Below are 18,086 nucleotides of genomic sequence, written 5' to 3' on the forward strand. Positions count from 1 at the left end.
GGCGGCTTTTTTTAGACCTTGCCTTTCATTATATCCTCTGGAAAAACTCCCATACCGAACTTATGAAATGATTTGATCGCACTACGCATTGGCATTTCATAGAATTCACAATCTTCCTCTTTTACGAACCGTAACTCTCCTGCATCCATTTTAGGTGCATCCGGTAAGTAAATGGTCAGATACCCATCCTTATCCTTATCGATCAAAAATCCGATTCGAAAGAATTTATCTTCCCTGAAGATACCCGCACGCCATCTTCGATTCCCAGGTTCCTCTGCCCTATCGAGATATTGGTAACGCAGGCGTTGTAATCCGGGAAAGAAAATATAGAGCTTCTCCTCCACGTTCGAACTCCATTCCCGAACCATACTCCTTTGCAATAAAAGTCCGCCCAAAATACACATAAGAACGAGTACGATAATGCCAACCACCGTTAAGGAAGCTGCCCCCAAAACGGTATGTATACCCGTATAATCCACAATCTTTTGTAGAAAAGGGGTAAGAATCTTTATCGCTTTTCCAACGATAAAGATTATAAGGATCAAAGGGAGTAATAAGAACATCCCTCCAATGATCAGGGCTTGTACGGATTTACCGAATAGTGTCATTTTGCAGTAAGTTTATATAAGGTTTTAAAATGAAATATCCCATTGTATTCTGAATCTACCCTTATTCTCATCTCTCAATGCCGGATTCTCAAGATTGAACCAGGTATAATCGATCGTGAGCTTATTCCGGTGTCCGGAAAAGAACCAGTTGAAAGCCAGACTGTATTCCTCTTCGATCAATCCATCCTGATTTCGATCCGGCTGGTATCTCGCATATCTTCCTGCTAATTCCATCTTCTCAGGGATCCCGTGGATAAGGCCATTCATAAAATAACCGGCCTGTACATAATATCCGGATAATGATCTCGTAGTAAGATTCACATGATCATAGATTTCCTTAAAGTGCAATTCCTGTTGCCAGGAAAAACCACGGTACATAAATGCAGATTCCTGCATCCATTGTTTTATTCGATATTGGTCTTCCTCACCATCTTCATAACCACTTAACTGTCCTCCACCGGATTGCGAAAATCGAGTATAGATTCCTCGGTTCGTAGCTGCACCAACTGCAATAAGACCGGTGAATTCATCATGAAAATCAGTATCTGAACCTATGAAATCCAATTCCCGGCCAAACAGGTTATATTGCAATCTTCCTGCATACATAAAATGACCATCATCATTAGACGTAACTCCACGACCAGTTCCGGTCAAAATCGAAATATGATAGGTCAGGTCAAATGAGGTTTCAGGGAACACCCTTCCGTAGACCTCAACACCCTGCTGCCGATCCAGTGTAAAAGGTCGGTTTATGATCGAACGTTCCAGCATTTGCTGCTTCCCTGAAGAAATACTACGCTCACGCCCGTAATAGGTTTTCCATTGCCCGATCTTGAATTTTAAAAAAGGCCACTTCTCGATCATGATACGAAAATCAAGTAGATTCCCCTGAGACAGCTCATATTCAAAATAATATTTCAACCAGGGTTGATAGGCATGTCCACCAATCTTCAGTCGCGCACGATTTATTTTAAAAACCTCTTTATCTCCACTATTGAAATCTTCATAAGTCAGAGGATTCTGATCATCCGGTGTTGCAAATCGAAATTGTAAGCGTCCTTCAAGATGCAACTGGTACATTCCATCCTTGCTCGTAAATTCGAATCCTTTATTGTAGCGAATTTGGTCCTGTATTTCAACGGTAACACTATCCTGTGCATAAAATGCACGAGTACTAAATATTATCAGGAACAACAGAATGTATCGCATATCAAAATCAAGATGTTAATCTTTTGAGGCGACAGGCCTGGAGCAATTCCTATCTGAAAAAGAACAAGGAATAATCATTTAGCATGATACCCAGTTCTTATATAAAAATAGAGAATATTCTTTAATGATTGATAATCAACGTTTTAATTTGTAAATTTAAATCAGCAACCCATTAATATACTCAAGGTGAAAATACAGTCGCATATTACAATACCACTTCTGCTGCTACTCTTGTTTTCTGCCTGTTCAACCTCGGTTAAAGAGAAAAATTCAGAAACTTCTGCTACCATTGAAACCATTGAAAACGGAAGGAAAAATTACAAAACCTATTGTAATCCGATCGATATCGATTATTCGTACATGTCGCATTACCGGGCAAATAATAATGTTTCCTATCGTTCCGGCGCAGACCCCGCTGTCGTAAATTTCAAGGGAAAATATTATATGTTTGTCACTCGTTCACATGGTTACTGGGTTTCAGATGATATGAGCAACTGGAATTTTATAAGACCCCAAAGTTGGTATTTCAATGGTTCAAATGCTCCTGCGGCGGCGGTCAAAGACGGTAAGATCATCGTATTGGGTGACCCCTCCGGACGGGGAGCAGTGATCGAAACTGATGATCCGGATCTCGGTAACTGGACAACGAACTTTGCTGTGATCAATATGCCCAATGGCGTTCAGGACCCTGATTTGTTTGTCGATGATGATGGGAAAGTTTATCTGTATGAAGAATCTTCTAACGTTTTTCCAATTCATGGAATAGAACTCGATCCTGAGAATTATTATGTCCCAATTGGAGAACAGAAGGATCTCTTTAATTTAAAACCCGATGAACATGGATGGGAACGTTTTGGCCAGGATCACAGATCAGACATTGATCCATTTATCGAAGGACCTTGGATGGTAAAACATGGTGACACCTATTATCTGGAATATGGAGCACCCGGAACACAATGGAATGTCTATGCCGATGGAGTATACACATCAAATAATCCTCTGGGGCCTTTTAACTACGCACCATACAATCCGATTTCTTATAAGCCTGGAGGATTTCTGAAAGGATCCGGCCATGGAAGTACCGTAAAAGACAATAACGGCAATTTCTGGCATTTTTCAACCATGGCGATTTCTGTCAATTATAAATTTGAAAGACGACTGGGTATGTATCCCGCAGGTTTTGAAGATGACGGACAGATGTATGTGAATACCGCATATGGAGACTACCCACATTACCTGCCCGACCATACAGTTTCTGATCACAAGGAACGATTTACCGGTTGGATGTTACTATCCTACCATAAACCCGTTAAAACAAATTCACCGCTTGTTGAAAAAGACATCAATGTTGTGGATGAAAGTGAAGGCGGTTATATGCAGGAACAGATCCGGGGATTTGAGATAGAAAAGATAAATGATGAAGAAATACGATCCTATTGGGTATCTGCGACGAACAATGATTCCATTTTCGTTGAGATCGACCTTAAAAAACCGATGGGTGTAAGCGCCGTTCAGATCAACTTTCAGGATTTCAACAGCGAAATCTTTGGAAGACCCGATACCTTAAAACAACGATTTACTATTGATGCCTCTTCCGATGGCAAAGAATGGCGTACTATCGCAGATCTATCCAAAAACGATCGTGATATGCCTCACGGATATATCGAATTAGAAAAAGAAGAGGAAGCGCGATTTATAAGATACAATCATGTATCCTGTACCAATACATACCTCGCCATATCTGAATTCAGAATTTTTGGGAAAGGCAAGGAATCACCTCCTGAAACGCCTGGAAATTTTACTGCCGGCCGACAAAGTGATCGCAGAAATTGTGACCTAACCTGGGATGCTGTGGAAGGGGCAACAGGATATACCCTTTACTGGGGAATAGCAAAAGACCGACTCAACTTAAATGTGCTGATCTATGACGAACCCGATTATGAACTCAGAGCACTAACCACAGACCAGGGATATTACTATCAGGTAGAGGCATTTAACGAGAACGGACTCTCAGAACGGAGTGAAATACTTTATACGGAATAGGGTTTATGAACAACTGATCAGTGACCTATGTTTAAAGCCCCGGCCTTGTATACCGGGGCTTTATTACTTCTAGTCCATAAGCTGCCTGATCACGCGTGCCTCAGGAATAGCCGGATACATCGTTTCTTGCCTCAGATCGATCATTATCTTGGTGAGCGTAAAATCATCCAATTCATTCAGATAGATATCCAGTGCCATCATATTTCCGATAGGGTACATTATACTACCTGATTCACTTGCTGCCTTGCAACTTCTGCAGCCTCAACCATCGTTTTTAAGGCAGCTATGGTTTCTTCCCAACCTCTGGTCTTTAAACCGCAGTCAGGATTCACCCATATACGTTCTGCCGGAATATAGGTTTCCGCCTTTGATAACAGACTGACCATCTCCTCTTTGGTCGGAATTCTTGGCGAATGAATATCATAGACACCTGGTCCTATTTCATTGGGATATTGAAAGTTCGCGAAAGCATCCAACAGTTCCATCTGAGATCTGGAACACTCAATAGTAATGACATCTGCATCCATTTCAGCGATCCATTCTATAATATCATTAAAATCGGAATAACACATGTGCGTATGTATTTGGGTTGCATCTGAAACCCCACAGGAAGCGATCCTGAATGCCCATACGGCCCACTTTAAATAATGGTCTTGCGCTCCCTTTCGGAGAGGAAGTCCTTCACGTATCGCAGGTTCATCGATCTGAATGATCCTTATTCCAGCAGCTTCCAGATCGGAAACTTCTTCTCTTATCGCAGCTGCGATTTCGAGGCAGGTTTCATTTCGAGGCTGGTCATCGCGAACAAATGACCATTGTAAAATAGTAACCGGTCCGGTAAGCATACCCTTTACATGCTTCGAGGTCAAAGAAGCAGCATAAACAGACCAGGCTACAGTCATCGCATTCGATCTAGAAACCTCGCCATAGATAATTGGTGGTTTCACGCAACGACTGCCGTAACTCTGCACCCATCCATTCGATGTGAACGTAAAACCGTTGAGCATTTCCCCGAAATACTCCACCATATCATTTCTTTCAAATTCACCGTGTACCAAAACATCCAACCCGATTTCCTCCTGCAGCGTAATAGTACTTTGTATGGCACTTTTCATTCGCGCTTCATACTCAGCATTTGTCAGTACACCTTTTTTCCATTCCGAACGTAGTGCCCTAACCTCCATGGTCTGAGGAAATGACCCGATCGTCGTTGTAGGGAACAGCGGTAATTGCAATCGTTCTTTTTGAAGCAAAGCTCGTTTTGAATAGGGATGATCTCTATATCCATCTTTGAGGGATAATTTCGCTAAGAATGCATTTTTACCGGATTCCGCTTCTAAGAACGAAGACCTTCTTTCATGAATTTCCTTATTTTTTTTGAAGATCTCAATTACCCCTTGCTCATTGGATTGAAATAAAAGCTTGAGGTCGGCAAGTTCGGAAAGCTTTTGTCTTGCGAAAGATAACCAGGTACGCACTTCCGGATGGAGCCTGCTCCCTTCCCGCTCAGTCTCAAGATCTACAGGAGCGTGCAGTAAAGAACAGGAAGATGCGATCATCAACCTTTCCTCAGGCAATATTTCTGCTGCCCGTTTCATAAGTGCCAGTGAATCTTTATAATTATTCTTCCAGATATTTCTACCATCTACGACTCCGAGAGACAGATAGGTGTTTGAAGCTACAACACTCAGAACAGCCTCTAATTGCTCCGGCGCCCTCACCAGATCGATATGGAATCCGGCCACAGGTAAGGAGAGTACTAAAGAGGTGTTATCAAGCAACCCATCGAAATAGGTTGTGAGTAAAATTTTAAGATTAGGACATTCCCGGACCAATTGCGCATAAACGCGCTTATAAACTTCTTTTAACTCTTCATCGATATCGGTCACCAGATACGGCTCATCGATCTGGATCCATTCTGCACCAGCCTGTTCAAGTTCCTTTAAGATCGCAACATACTCCGGCAGCAATCTATCGATCAGGTCCATTCGGTTGAATTCCGTCTCCTTTTCTTTTCCTAACCATAGAAAGGTTACCGGACCTACCAGCACTGGCTTGGTAATAATACCTAATTTCTTGGCTTCGAGGAATTCTTGTAATACCTTGGAATTCCCGACTCTAAATTGCTGATCTATCACGAATTCAGGCACCAGATAATGATAGTTTGTATCAAACCATTTGGTCATTTCCAGAGCGGTGATATCGTAACCGTTTTTTTGATAACCTCTTGCCATTGCAAAGTAAAGTTCCATGGAATCAAGATCGCTAAGGTCTCTAAATCGCCTGGGAATAACGCCTAACATGAGTGACAGATCAAGCACCTGATCATAGAAGGAAAAATCGTTGGAAGGAATGAGATCGATCCCACTGTCCTTTTGCGTCTTCCAATTCATTTCACGCAGCTGAAGTCCGTTCTTCTTTAACTCTTCAAGCGTGATCTTACCTGCCCAGAAACTCTCGCAGGCTCTTTTCAATTCCCGGTTAGCCCCGATCCTGGGGTAACCTAGATTGTTTGTTAGCATAACATCGCTTTTAATAAATTAATAATTCGTTAAAAGCTCTTTTGCCTGATTTCACAATGCTTTAGAAACTTTAAGATTGAACAGGACACACTGATCCGGAGATATATTCAACCAATAGCCTCAAACCGCGAAAGCATTGTCAACCGGATAAAGGCAGGTCTCCTGACTGGTAACATCTGCTTCTTCCTTCCCATGATTTTTCACAGTGGATTCTATTGAAGCGGATTTTGGTTTGTTACATCACAGTTGCGCGACAGTTCGTGATTCTCACACGATTCCCTTTTCATACCGACCACGGCCGGTAACCTTTCCCATTTGAAAGAAATTAAGTAAAGAACTCGTAGCAAAAGTAATTATTAAAGATGATTCAAAATGAGCAATCGAGAAATAAAAATTCAAGGTCTTAAAAAAACTTTACAGTCGAACCATAAAAGGCACATCTATCGATCGACAGCCTCTTTAGTTATCTTTTGAATAAAAAGATCGATCTCATCGGAGACAGATTCATTTTCTATCGTATGAAGATCGGCGATATAATTCATACCCAGGTATTCTGCAATGGCCTTAAACGGTATCCAGAAATCTTCACCCAGATTTCCTCCGTTCGAAGAGGTAACCACTCCCATATTCTTTCCTCTTAGCTGACGTCCCAGTTCTTTATGAATCTTGAGGAGATCAGTCAATCGATCGATGAATACTTTCAATCGTCCACTCATTGCGTACCAATAGACCGGGGTGGCGAAAATGATGGTATCGTAGGTGATGATCTGCTCCATCAGGTTCAGGAAATCATCATTCCTATAGCGGTGCTCATAATTATAATGCTCGATATGAACATCATTTAGAAATATAAGACTCCATCGTGTTCGGGTTGCAATGTCTTTTACCAATCTGGCAGTATCGCCCTCCTTTCGGGAACTACCTGCAATTATTACTGTATTTTCAGGTGATGCCATAATGCTCAGGAGATAGGCCTTTCAGCTACGATTCGCAGGCGTTTATAATCTGCATACCATTTACCCTCCACCAGACATCTCTCTTTCAGATCATCCTGCACCTGATTCATAATGGCTATCCTGTCTTTAGCATTTACACCGACAAAAAAACCATCTGCAAACATCGTAAGCCAGTCAGTTATCCCGCTTTCTTCGGCAGCCAAAAGCGTGGGACGATCGAAGTGTTGAGCCAATTTAATCCTGAAACCCGCATCCTCCAGAATTGCAGCGTAAACCGCAATCGAAGGAAAAAACCATTGTTCATGAGCTGCTTGCTTGTGGTAGCCGTATTTAGCAAGAATTTTACGCAAAGATTCTATAATAGCCTGCACATTTCCTTTTCCTCCCATTTCCAAAACAAGTCTGCCACCGGGATTTAGACAATTGAACATTGAAACTGCTGCACCGCGAGAATCCAGAACCCAATGCAAAGCGGCATTCGAAAAAACTGCATCAAACTTTTCTTGAAATTTCAGATCTGAAGCATCCATAACTTCGAAACGCAATTGAGGAAATCTGATACGCGCATCCATAATCATAGTTTCCGAGCTATCGATTCCTACCGTGGAACTTCCGAATGATGCGATCTGTGAGGTAAGCTGTCCACTACCGCAACCAACATCCAGGATATGTTCACCATTTTTCGGTTCGAGTAATTCGATCAGACTATTGCCATAGTCATAAACAAACGAATGTTTATCGTTATATAGATCAGGATTCCATGTTTCGGTTGCTTTCATGATAATTTTCTGAATTTACGTGTAATGATTATCATGTTTAAAAATACAACAATTAAAAATAGGTTGGGTGGAGCAGCGGTGAAGAAGAAAGCAGTTACCAGTTTTCTGAATTCTGTTTTTCAGAATACCATAAAATAAAAAACCTCATCGAATTGATGAGGTTTTATTAAAGGTTGTGGGCGATACTGGATTCGAACCAGTGACCCCCTGCTTGTAAGGCAGGTGCTCTGAACCAGCTGAGCTAATCGCCCTTTATGCTTTCGATATCTTTGCCTGATAGCGGGTGCAAATATAACACTATTTTCAATCTTGCAAAGATAAAAATGAACTTTCAATACATTTAACCTTTCGGCTTACTTTCCCTTTTCAAAGAAAAAACCTCATCCTTTCGATGAGGTTTTAAGGTGGTGGGCGATACTGGATTCGAACCAGTGACCCCCTGCTTGTAAGGCAGGTGCTCTGAACCAGCTGAGCTAATCGCCCCTTTTGCGATCGACATATTTGCCTGATTGCGGATGCAAATATAGAACAGTTTTTTAACCCTGCAAAGTATAAAACAAAAAAAATCAAACTATTTCTGCAACCACGAAGGTACTCCCCCCCACAAATATCATATCCTCTGGAGAAGCGTTATTTCTGGCAGCTTCCAAAGCTATTGGAACTGAAGGAAATACCGATCCCTGCAATCCATATGATTCAGCCTTCGCAGCGAATTCGGATGCAGGAAGTGCTCTTGGAATTTCTGGTTCCGTGAAGTAATAAATTGCATTTTTCGGTAAAAGTGGTAACAGGGTACTCAAATTTTTCTCTTTAACCACCCCCAATACCATATGCAGGCGATCATATTTCTGTGCTGCGATCTGACGGGTCACCACTTTTAACCCTTCAGTATTATGGGCCGTATCACAAATGATCAGCGGACTCTCTCCAAGTTGTTGCCACCTGCCTAACAATCCTGTATTATTTACGGTATTTAGCAACCCTTTCTTAATGGCAGACTCACTTATTTTAAAGGTTCTTAAATTCCGAATGGCGGAAACTACAGTTCGAACATTAAGTTCCTGATAAAAACCGATAAGATCACTTTTAAGATCGGTTTGATAGTCCCATGCTTTGATCAGTGGAGCATTCATGGTCTTGGCGATATTTTCGAAAACCGGCAAGGTCTCTTCCTGAAACTCACCAATCACCACCGGAACGCCTTTCTTTATAATCCCCGCTTTCTCTGCAGCGATTTTCTCTAAAGTATCACCCAGAATATCCGTATGATCTAATCCGATATTTGTAATCACTGAAAGTTCCGGAGTAATAATATTGGTAGAATCCAGTCTTCCTCCCAAACCGACCTCTATCACAGCAACATCAACCTCTTGTTCGGCAAACCATGCAAATGCCATCCCAACAGTCATCTCAAAAAAAGAAACTCCAAGATTCTCAAGAAAATCTTTATGTTTTTCAATAAAATCAACTACATAAGTTTCACTTACAGGTACACCATCAATCCGAATACGTTCACGAAAATCCTTTAAATGAGGAGAAGTATATAAACCTGTTTTGTAACCGGCTTCCTGTAGAATGGAAGCGATCATATGACTGGTAGACCCTTTTCCGTTGGTCCCAGCCACGTGTACCGACTTAAATTTTTGTTGCGGATCATCGAGATGCCCTGCAAATTCAATGGTATTAGAAAGCTTCGGTCTAAAAGCAGACTTCCCCACTTTCTGATACATCGGTAACTGCCGGAACATCCAGCCTACCGTTTCATCATAAGTCATTTTTATTCCCCTAATTTGAAGTTAACCACTACGAATCCGATTTGCCTGGCAGGGGCATTGGCATCAGAATTCCATCGATAGGAACGTGCAGTCTTTTCAGCAGCCTCCTTTAAACATTGAGCGGTATTGGTCGAACCTTTAACACCCGGAGTTGCATTCACCACATTACCATTCCGATCAACTTCGATCTTAACCACAACTCTCCCTGATTCATTACAATCCTGAACGAACTTATCACCGGAAACCAGATTTCTACCATTCAATCCATATCCGACACCTCCGGATCCGGTTCCAGGGCTACCGAAATAACTACTGGCATAAGGATCTCCATTTAACTGGCCTTTATCGCCGGGTTTGCCATCATCACCTTCGCTACCTGTCGCTGTTCCATCCGATTTATTAAGCCCTCCCATCATGGCGTCGAGCTTTCGTTTCTTCGCTTCCTGCTCCTGACGGACACGCTCTTCTTCTGCTTTGCGCTCGGCTTCTTTACGAGCCTCTTCAGCTTTACGTTCTCGCTCGAGTCGTTCAGCTTCAGCCTCTGCCTTGCGCCTTGCATCTTCTATTTTCTTCTTCTCCTCTTCTGCTTTTTTGATCGCAATGGCCTCCTCATTATCCTGAGTAATTACCTTTTCAGCCTTCTCTGCGGTCTCCTGAGGTTCGGGCTCTGCCGGGGTTGGCGGAGTCACTTCCTTCACTTCCTGAGGTTGTTCCTTAATGGGCTTATTTACCGGTTCACTTTTTATCTTTTCCTTGGGTTGTACTGTACCACTTCCAAAGTTGGTGGTTCCAAAATTAACCGAGATACCGGATTCCAGTGGCGGATCTAAATAGGACAAACCTACATAAAACAATAACAATATCAATCCGCTGATAAGAATGCTTGTCAGGGTGAATGATTTACGTTTATGTCTGGTATCCAGTAATGACATATTATTTCGGTCGAACCGCGAGTATTACTTTATAATTATTCTGATTTGCGATATCCATTACATGAACGGCATTATCGATCGGAACACTTTTTTCCGCTCTTAGAATAATGGTAGGTTTTTCCACATTATTCAGGCGGCGTTTCAATTCTGTCTCAAGGAATTCTTCCTTGACTTTGACGTTATCAACAAAGAAATCCAGGTTCTTATCGATACTTACTGAAACGTTCTGTGTATTGGTTGATTTCCCTTTAGCCTTCGGCAAGAGCAGATCCAATGCATTAGGAGCATTAGAAGTAAGCATGAAGAATACCAGTAACAAGAACACGATATCCGTCATGGAACTCATACTGAATTCCGGAGAAACCTTATTTCTTCCTTTAAGTTTCATTATTGTAAAGCATTAGGTTAAATACAATACAGAAAAATTCCTGTGCAAAGCTTTAAACAGCCAGGTTATCAGATCGGTTCGTTCAACAGATCCAGGAATTCAACCGCATGGGCTTCCATATTATGCACTACCTTTTCGGTACGTACCACCAGGTGATTATAACCGATATAGGCAATGATCCCAACGACCAAACCAGCAACGGTTGTGGTCATCGCGGTATAAATACCACTTGCCAACTGCCCCATCTCAGCCTGACCACCACTGGTAGCCATTTGATGAAAGGCAATAATCATACCGATCACAGTTCCGAGGAATCCGATCATCGGAGCAGCACCGGCTACAGTCGCCAGAATACTGACATTCTTTTCGAGTTTATAAACTTCGAGTGTCCCGGCATTCTCAATAGCTTTATTGATATCTTCTAACGGCTTTCCGATACGTGAAATACCTTTTTCAGTTAGTCTCGCAACCGGCGAATCGGTTTGAGCACAAAGTATCTTAGCCGATTCAAGCTTACCGTTAGATACATGGTCTTTGATTTGGTTCATGAAATTCTTATCGATCCTGGATGCCGCCTTGATCGCGAAGATGCGCTCAAAGTAAATATACAGTGCAACAAAGAGCAATACGAAGAGAATAAGTATTATAACAATACTTCCGGTTCCCCCGTTAACGATCAAATCGACAACTGATAACGTCTTCTCTTCCGTCAGAATTTCATCTACTACCTCCTGTGAGGCTTCTTGGAATAGTAACATAGGTGTATAAATAGGTTAAAACTTAATAACGCTAAAAGATATTAAAAATTATGCATTCAGGATGAAATTACGTATCATGATAAAGGCGATACCTCCTCCCATGAATCCGGCAAAGGCAAGCCAGCTGATCTTTTTGAGATACCAGAAGAAATCGATCTTTTCCATTCCCATAGCAACAACACCTGCTGCAGACCCAATGATCAACATACTTCCACCAGTTCCAGCTGAATAGGCGATAAAGTGCCAAACCGGATCATCAATACCTGCAGAGAACATACCCATACTGGCTGCAACCAATGGTACATTATCGATAACCGCCGAACCAACTCCAAGGAAGAGTACCACAAGATCAGAAACTTTTTCACCCATAGATTCGGTACCCAGCATCGGCATCATATTTTCAAGTCCTTCTGCAAAATGGAATAACATACCTAAAGATTCCAGTGCCGCTACAGCCATTAAAATCCCCAGAAAGAATAAGATACTCGGCAACTCAATTCTCGAAAGTGAATGATGCACCGGACTATGGTGTCCTTGTGTATCGGCAGATTCGTCATCGATATGCACTTCAGAAAGACTGAATTTAGAACGGCTGTAAATTTCAGCGAATGTTGCAACTAATGCGAGTGAAAGCATCATACCTACATAAGGTGGCAAATGTGTTATGGTTTTAAAGATCGGCACGAAAACGATCGATCCCAATCCCAGGTATAGCATTCTGGAACCATATTTAGATGCGGGTGCTTCACTACTGAAATCACCTTCGATACTTCCTTTAAATATAGGAAGACGAGAAGCGATAAAAGTTGGCAATGCCATACAGAATATAGAAGGCACAAACACGTGTTCCACAAGTTGAGCAGTAGTAACTTTATTTCCAATCCACAGCATCGTAGTGGTTACGTCACCGATCGGCGACCAGGCTCCACCTGCATTTGCAGCGATGATAATCATACCTGCAAACCACAAACGAAGTTCTCTGTCACTCAATACCTTTTGAAGAATGGTAATCAGCACGATGGTCGCTGTCAGGTTGTCAATAATTGCAGAAAGCACAAAACCAAGGATACTGAAGATCCAAAGTAACGTACGTTTATTACGGGTTTTGATATAACCTTTGATAGTGGCAAATCCGTCAAAATAATCGATGATCTCAACGATGGTCATCGCTCCGATTAGGAAGACCAGAATTTCGGCGGTTTTACCCAGATGATGCAGTAAAATTTCATCCAGATGTGTCGGTTCGAGCTCTCTCAATTCGGTGTTAACTTCGAACACTGACATATGATTCAGGGCGATCACAGCCCATAAAAGAGCCATCATTGAAAGAGCGGGGATAAGTTTATCTATCTTTAAATTATGCTCTAAGGTGATGGCCAGATAACCTAAAACAAATAAAATAATAATTATGGTTTCCATAGAGTTCTGTTAGTTTCGTCTAAATTAGTTGTTTTAACGCGATTTCAAAAGCAGTACTACTAATATTTGTTTTAGCACCGCTGTGATTAAATGTATTTTGAAGGGCTCTTCTGATTGTATTTGAGGTATCTGCAAATATGGCCTCATCTGACATTTCTACCTTACGTTCCATAAAATATGCAAAAACCCGTGCCATACCACAATTGGATATGAAGTCAGGGATGAGACTGATCTGCTTATCGGTATATTCCATGATATCTCCGAAAAAGATTTCCTTATCTGCGAAAGGCACATTAGCCCCGCAACTCACCACTTCCAATCCGGCATCGATCAGTCTTCCGATCTGTTCCCGGGTGATAAGTCGTGATGCCGCGCAAGGTGCAAAGACTTCCGCGTTGAGATCCCAAATCCTCTCATTCATCTCTTCAAACGGAATCAGGTTCGGAGCATCCAGCGTATTACCCTTCTTATTGAGATATAACTCCCGAATCTCCTCAAATGTAAATCCGTCGGTATTGATTAGTCCGCCAACCACATCGATGATTCCGATCACCTTTGCTCCCATTTGAGACAAATAGAAGGCAGCTGCCGCACCAACATTACCGAAGCCTTGTATGATTGTTCTCTTTCCTTTGACCGTACCACCATAGATATCATAAAAGTATCGAACAGCTTCTGCCACTCCATATCCGGTTACCATATCAGCAACGGTATATTTTCTAGCTATGTTTGGAGAAAACGTATCATTCTCGAGAACTTTGATCACCCCCTGTCGCAACTGACCAATCCTATTGATCTTATCAGCTTCTGTAGGTTTAAAATGGCCGTTAAACACCCCTTCCTGAGGGTGCCAAACCCCGCATTCTTCGGTGATCGGTATTACTTCATGGATCTCATCAACATTGAGATCTCCACCAGTACCATAATAACTTTTAAGGAGTGGGGAAACAGCCTTATACCAACGTTCCAGCACCCCCTTTTTTCGGGGATCCTTAGGATCAAAATTGATCCCAGATTTCGCCCCACCTATCGCAGGTCCTGAAACGGTGAACTTCACTTCCATAGTCTTGGCCAGCGATAACACCTCGTTCATATCAAGTCCTTTTCTCATTCTGGTACCACCACCTGCAGCGCCACCACGTAAGGAATTGATAACTGCCCAGCCTTCAGCTTCAGTTTCGGGGTCTTTCCAATAAAACACTATTTCGGGAGATTTTTCCTCGTATTGTGTAAGAAGTTCTTTCATTCCTAATTTTAAATGTTCACAAATATAAAAAACTAAGTCAGCAAGGATGTTAAAATCGAAAGAATTCAACAGGAATGTTCGAGAGGTAAAACGATTTTATCAAAAGTGACGGTACCAGACAGCACAATCCTGATTCTGACATGTGGCGCGATCAGTGCTTCTGTATCGCGGATAGTTTTGCAGACACAAAACAATCTCAACCAATCATCAGATCGCTTTTGCAGCGTTTTTAGTATTCTTTTTATCTAATTGGCGTAAAATAAACACCGCTGCTGTGATCATGAGATGCCCCGGTAACACTTTTCAAGCAGTTTATCTCATTGCGCATTTTCAAAACACCCAGCAGCCCAAAGATGAGCGCCTCCTTATATTCCAGTACCAGACGATCCGGGATTTCAAGATCAGCATCGGTATGGGCAGTGATCTCTTTCATCAGAAAATCATTCATCGCTCCACCACCAGTAACCAGTACTTTGGTACCCACAGAAAATACACTCCCGATCTGCTCAGCGATATGCGCCACCCAGGTACGTAAATGATCGGCCGGCTCCATCTCATATTTTTCGAAGATCGGTAATACATGTTGTGACACCCATTCCATCCCCAATGATTTTGGCGGAGACTCCCTGTAAAAATCCAAAGCATCCAATTCCAATTTCAAGGATTCATTGACCGATCCGGAAGCCGCCATTTTACCCCGGTCATCATAATTCTCCCCCAGAAGGGTTGCAAAATGATTCATCACTGTATTCACCGCACATATATCGTAAGCAATTCGCGTACCAGTCGGATCCTCCATTGAAACATTAGCGAAACCTCCAAGATTCAAACAATAATCATAATTCCCAAATAAAAGCTTATCCCCGATCGGTACTAAAGGAGCTCCCTGTCCGCCTAACATAACATCGGCCACCCTGAAATCACATACCACAGGTAAGCCTGCAACATCAGCGATCGCGGGAAGATTTCCGATCTGTAAGGTTAGTTTTTTCTGCGGTTGATGGAGCACCGTATGCCCATGCGAGGCGACAAAATCGATATCATCTAAATTATTCCGATTGACAAAATCGCTGATCACATTTCCGAGAAACTCCGTATACCGCTGGTTCAACAGTAGTAACTGGTCTCTGCTCAGATCCATGGCACCGCGGAGCGCCTCAAACCAGTCCTGTGGATAAGGTACTGTTTCACAGACACCTAATTTAAATTCCCATGATTCTCTTTTTCGAAATTCTATTTGCGCCAGGTCCATTCCGTCTAATGAGGTCCCCGACATAACACCAATGACTTTATATATAGCTGTTTCCATTATGGTAAAAATAATGAAGATCGATTGAAAAAATTGCAATAAAAATTTATCTTTAAGCGCTTTTTTTAAAAATATATCAAAATAACTATGGACTACAACTTATCTGAAGAACATCTTATGATACAGCAGGCAGCACGTGATTTTGCACAAAATGAGCTATTGCCTGGCGTGATCGAACGAGATGAAAAACAAGAATTTCCGGCAGCACAGGTTAAAATGATGGGAGAACTGGGATTTTTGGGAATGATGGTATCGGAAGAATATGGAGGAAGCGGCATGGACACCCTTGCATATGTTCTCGCCATGGAGGAGATCGCAAAGGTCGACGCTTCGGCAGCAGTAATCATGAGTGTAAATAACTCATTGGTCTGTTGGGGACTTGAACACTTCGGCTCGGAAGAACAGAAACAAAAATATCTGAAACCCCTCGCAAAAGGTGAAATCATCGGCGCATTTTGCCTTTCTGAACCAGAAGCCGGTAGTGATGCCACTTCTCAAAAAACGACTGCAATCGACCAAGGTGATCATTACCTCCTGAACGGAACCAAGAATTGGATCACCAATGGTGGGACTGCAGATGTTTACCTGGTGATCGCACAAACTTATCCTGAAAAAGGGCATAAAGGTATCAACGCACTTATCGTCGAAAAAGGTATGGCCGGATTTGAACTGGGGCCGAAAGAACAGAAACTCGGAATCAGAGGAAGTGACACGCATTCACTCATGTTTACCGACGTCAAGGTTCCTAAGGATAATAGAATTGGCGAAGATGGATTCGGATTCAAATTTGCTATGAAAACCCTGGCAGGAGGGCGAATTGGTATTGCCTCCCAGGCTTTAGGTATCGCTGCCGGTGCTTATGAACTGGCACGGGATTATTCTAAAGTTCGTAAAGCCTTCGGCACTGAGATCTGCAATCATCAAGCTATCGCTTTTAAGCTTGCCGATATGCTAACCCAGATCGAAGCAGCCCGACACCTTGTACACAAAGCAGCATGGGACAAAGACCAAGACAACAATTATGACACCTCCGGAGCTATGGCAAAGTTATATGCCTCACAAGTGGCTATGGACACCAGTATAGAAGCCGTGCAAATTCACGGAGGGAACGGATACGTAAAAGAATATCATGTAGAACGCATGATGCGTGATGCCAAGATCACGCAGATCTATGAAGGAACTTCAGAAATTCAGAAGATCGTAATTTCACGGAGCCTGTTAAGAGATTAACAATAACAATCACTACTAAAACTACTTAAAGGAAAGACCGGAACAAATTATCAGTTCCGGTCTTCTTTTGCAAGAAATTCTGTCAAAAGCCGGATATCACTCTTTGACGTCAGATCGGGAACTTTTTCAGATACCGGAACACCGTACATCTCTCCATTTTTCCCTGCCACCATATTCAACACGGCTGTCGGCAACTCCTTTTCATTCCTGACAGGATTAACGGGACAATGTTCCAAATACGCGTAAATATCCTTACCGGAAAAGCGAAAGATATTCATACTCACCCTAACCTTACCGTGATCATCACGATACGTATCAACGATCGAGGGTTCAGGTTTTTCCAAAATATCGATCAGACGATGTTCATGATCGAACTTCATAACTGCAAATCCTGAAATCCTTTCTTTATCGAAACCGAGTGCATCCCGATCATAAGCGATCAGGGCATTATCGTAATCAGTCTCAAGCATTACCCTCAGCACATGTTCCGAATAAAGATTATCACTGTTACACACACTGAAAAACGTTTCACAAAGCTCCGGATATTGTTGAAGGCACTGAAATAGGGCATCTGCAGTGCCGAAAGGCTTCTCTCTGCCCTGAGGTATGAATTGGGTTGCAAAATGAATTTTTACACCATTATATATATTATCCCTGACTGATCCGCCAAACCGTTCATGAAACAAGACGGCATCTTCACCGGTCACCAGAATGATATTCTTATAGCCTGCTTTAACAGCATTCTTTATCAGATAATCCAAAAGAGAATTTCCGGAATCTCCCAGCGGTATAAGTCCCTTACTTATTGAATTTGCCTTTTTGATGGTTTCCGGATCCACAGATCCGTCTGCCAAGGACTTTTTCATTCTCGAGGAGGCACCTCCGGCCAATATTACAAGTATAGCTTCCATA

At 42.2% G+C, this 18,086-nt stretch carries 16 protein-coding genes, 2 tRNA genes and 1 riboswitch; of the genes, 2 read left to right on the plus strand and 16 right to left on the minus strand.

Features of this window, described 5'->3' with window-relative positions:
- Nucleotides 1-11 precede the first annotated feature (11 nt).
- Both DMZ48_RS07160 and DMZ48_RS07165 read right to left on the minus strand, forming a co-directional pair.
- Entirely contained in the window at nucleotides 12-608 is a 597-nt protein-coding gene (locus DMZ48_RS07160) for a hypothetical protein (protein ID WP_143954447.1), read from the minus strand.
- Between the two features lie 24 nt (nucleotides 609-632).
- Complete coding sequence (locus DMZ48_RS07165) at nucleotides 633-1,817, minus strand: OprO/OprP family phosphate-selective porin (RefSeq protein ID WP_143954448.1); 1,185 nt, start codon at nucleotides 1,815-1,817, stop codon at nucleotides 633-635.
- 186 nt (nucleotides 1,818-2,003) lie between these two features.
- Between DMZ48_RS07165 and DMZ48_RS07170 the strand changes: the two genes are divergently transcribed.
- Nucleotides 2,004-3,860, plus strand: a complete 1,857-nt coding sequence (locus tag DMZ48_RS07170) for a family 43 glycosylhydrolase (RefSeq protein WP_242009146.1) — start codon at nucleotides 2,004-2,006, stop codon at nucleotides 3,858-3,860.
- 69 nt (nucleotides 3,861-3,929) lie between these two features.
- On the opposite strand, the gene DMZ48_RS18535 is transcribed toward DMZ48_RS07170, so the two are convergent.
- The 13 genes from DMZ48_RS18535 to DMZ48_RS07230 all read right to left on the minus strand — a co-directional run bounded on the left by DMZ48_RS18535 (nucleotide 3,930) and on the right by DMZ48_RS07230 (nucleotide 15,944).
- The gene (locus tag DMZ48_RS18535; RefSeq protein ID WP_162558678.1) at nucleotides 3,930-4,079 is read right to left on the minus strand and encodes a hypothetical protein; all 150 of its coding nucleotides are present in this window, start codon (nucleotides 4,077-4,079) and stop codon (nucleotides 3,930-3,932) included.
- On the minus strand, nucleotides 4,079-6,382 hold the full coding sequence (gene metE / locus DMZ48_RS07175) for a 5-methyltetrahydropteroyltriglutamate--homocysteine S-methyltransferase (RefSeq protein ID WP_143954449.1): 2,304 nt from the start codon (nucleotides 6,380-6,382) through the stop codon (nucleotides 4,079-4,081). Before metE ends, DMZ48_RS18535 begins: the two co-directional genes overlap by 1 nt.
- A gap of 135 nt (nucleotides 6,383-6,517) precedes the next feature.
- Nucleotides 6,518-6,707: riboswitch (cobalamin riboswitch) on the minus strand.
- A gap of 115 nt (nucleotides 6,708-6,822) precedes the next feature.
- A complete protein-coding gene (locus tag DMZ48_RS07180; RefSeq protein ID WP_143954450.1) occupies nucleotides 6,823-7,338 on the minus strand; it encodes a flavodoxin family protein in 516 nt (171 codons plus the stop codon).
- Between the two features lie 5 nt (nucleotides 7,339-7,343).
- A complete protein-coding gene (locus DMZ48_RS07185; protein WP_143954451.1) occupies nucleotides 7,344-8,117 on the minus strand; it encodes a class I SAM-dependent methyltransferase in 774 nt (257 codons plus the stop codon).
- Nucleotides 8,118-8,293: 176 nt separating this feature from the next.
- Nucleotides 8,294-8,368: transfer RNA gene (locus DMZ48_RS07190), tRNA-Val, on the minus strand.
- A 154-nt stretch (nucleotides 8,369-8,522) separates the two neighbouring features.
- Nucleotides 8,523-8,600 (minus strand) — tRNA-Val (locus tag DMZ48_RS07195).
- A gap of 83 nt (nucleotides 8,601-8,683) precedes the next feature.
- Nucleotides 8,684-9,892, minus strand: a complete 1,209-nt coding sequence (locus DMZ48_RS07200; protein WP_143954452.1) for a bifunctional folylpolyglutamate synthase/dihydrofolate synthase — start codon at nucleotides 9,890-9,892, stop codon at nucleotides 8,684-8,686.
- Between the two features lie 2 nt (nucleotides 9,893-9,894).
- The gene (locus DMZ48_RS07205) at nucleotides 9,895-10,824 is read right to left on the minus strand and encodes an energy transducer TonB (protein ID WP_143954453.1); all 930 of its coding nucleotides are present in this window, start codon (nucleotides 10,822-10,824) and stop codon (nucleotides 9,895-9,897) included.
- Between the two features lies 1 nt (nucleotide 10,825).
- Nucleotides 10,826-11,212, minus strand: coding sequence for an ExbD/TolR family protein (locus DMZ48_RS07210; RefSeq protein WP_143954454.1), 387 nt, complete (start codon nucleotides 11,210-11,212; stop codon nucleotides 10,826-10,828).
- A gap of 68 nt (nucleotides 11,213-11,280) precedes the next feature.
- Nucleotides 11,281-11,970, minus strand: a complete 690-nt coding sequence (locus DMZ48_RS07215; protein WP_143954455.1) for a MotA/TolQ/ExbB proton channel family protein — start codon at nucleotides 11,968-11,970, stop codon at nucleotides 11,281-11,283.
- A gap of 48 nt (nucleotides 11,971-12,018) precedes the next feature.
- Nucleotides 12,019-13,389, minus strand: coding sequence for a sodium:proton antiporter NhaD (nhaD, locus tag DMZ48_RS07220; RefSeq protein WP_143954456.1), 1,371 nt, complete (start codon nucleotides 13,387-13,389; stop codon nucleotides 12,019-12,021).
- 19 nt (nucleotides 13,390-13,408) lie between these two features.
- Nucleotides 13,409-14,635: a Glu/Leu/Phe/Val dehydrogenase dimerization domain-containing protein gene (locus DMZ48_RS07225; protein WP_143954457.1), complete on the minus strand. Its 1,227-nt coding sequence runs from the start codon at nucleotides 14,633-14,635 to the stop codon at nucleotides 13,409-13,411.
- A gap of 241 nt (nucleotides 14,636-14,876) precedes the next feature.
- Nucleotides 14,877-15,944, minus strand: a complete 1,068-nt coding sequence (locus DMZ48_RS07230) for an anhydro-N-acetylmuramic acid kinase (RefSeq protein WP_143954458.1) — start codon at nucleotides 15,942-15,944, stop codon at nucleotides 14,877-14,879.
- Between the two features lie 87 nt (nucleotides 15,945-16,031).
- Here DMZ48_RS07230 and DMZ48_RS07235 point away from each other — a divergent pair, with 87 nt between their 5' ends.
- Nucleotides 16,032-17,174: an acyl-CoA dehydrogenase gene (locus DMZ48_RS07235; protein WP_143954459.1), complete on the plus strand. Its 1,143-nt coding sequence runs from the start codon at nucleotides 16,032-16,034 to the stop codon at nucleotides 17,172-17,174.
- Between the two features lie 50 nt (nucleotides 17,175-17,224).
- Here the strand turns inward: DMZ48_RS07235 and DMZ48_RS07240 are convergent, their stop codons facing one another.
- Nucleotides 17,225-18,085 (minus strand): sugar phosphate nucleotidyltransferase, encoded by an 861-nt coding sequence (locus tag DMZ48_RS07240; protein WP_143954460.1) that lies wholly within the window; start codon nucleotides 18,083-18,085, stop codon nucleotides 17,225-17,227.
- Nucleotide 18,086: the final 1 nt, after the last annotated feature.

Source organism: Robertkochia solimangrovi (genome assembly GCF_007279655.1).
GTDB lineage: Bacteria > Bacteroidota > Bacteroidia > Flavobacteriales > Flavobacteriaceae > Robertkochia > Robertkochia solimangrovi.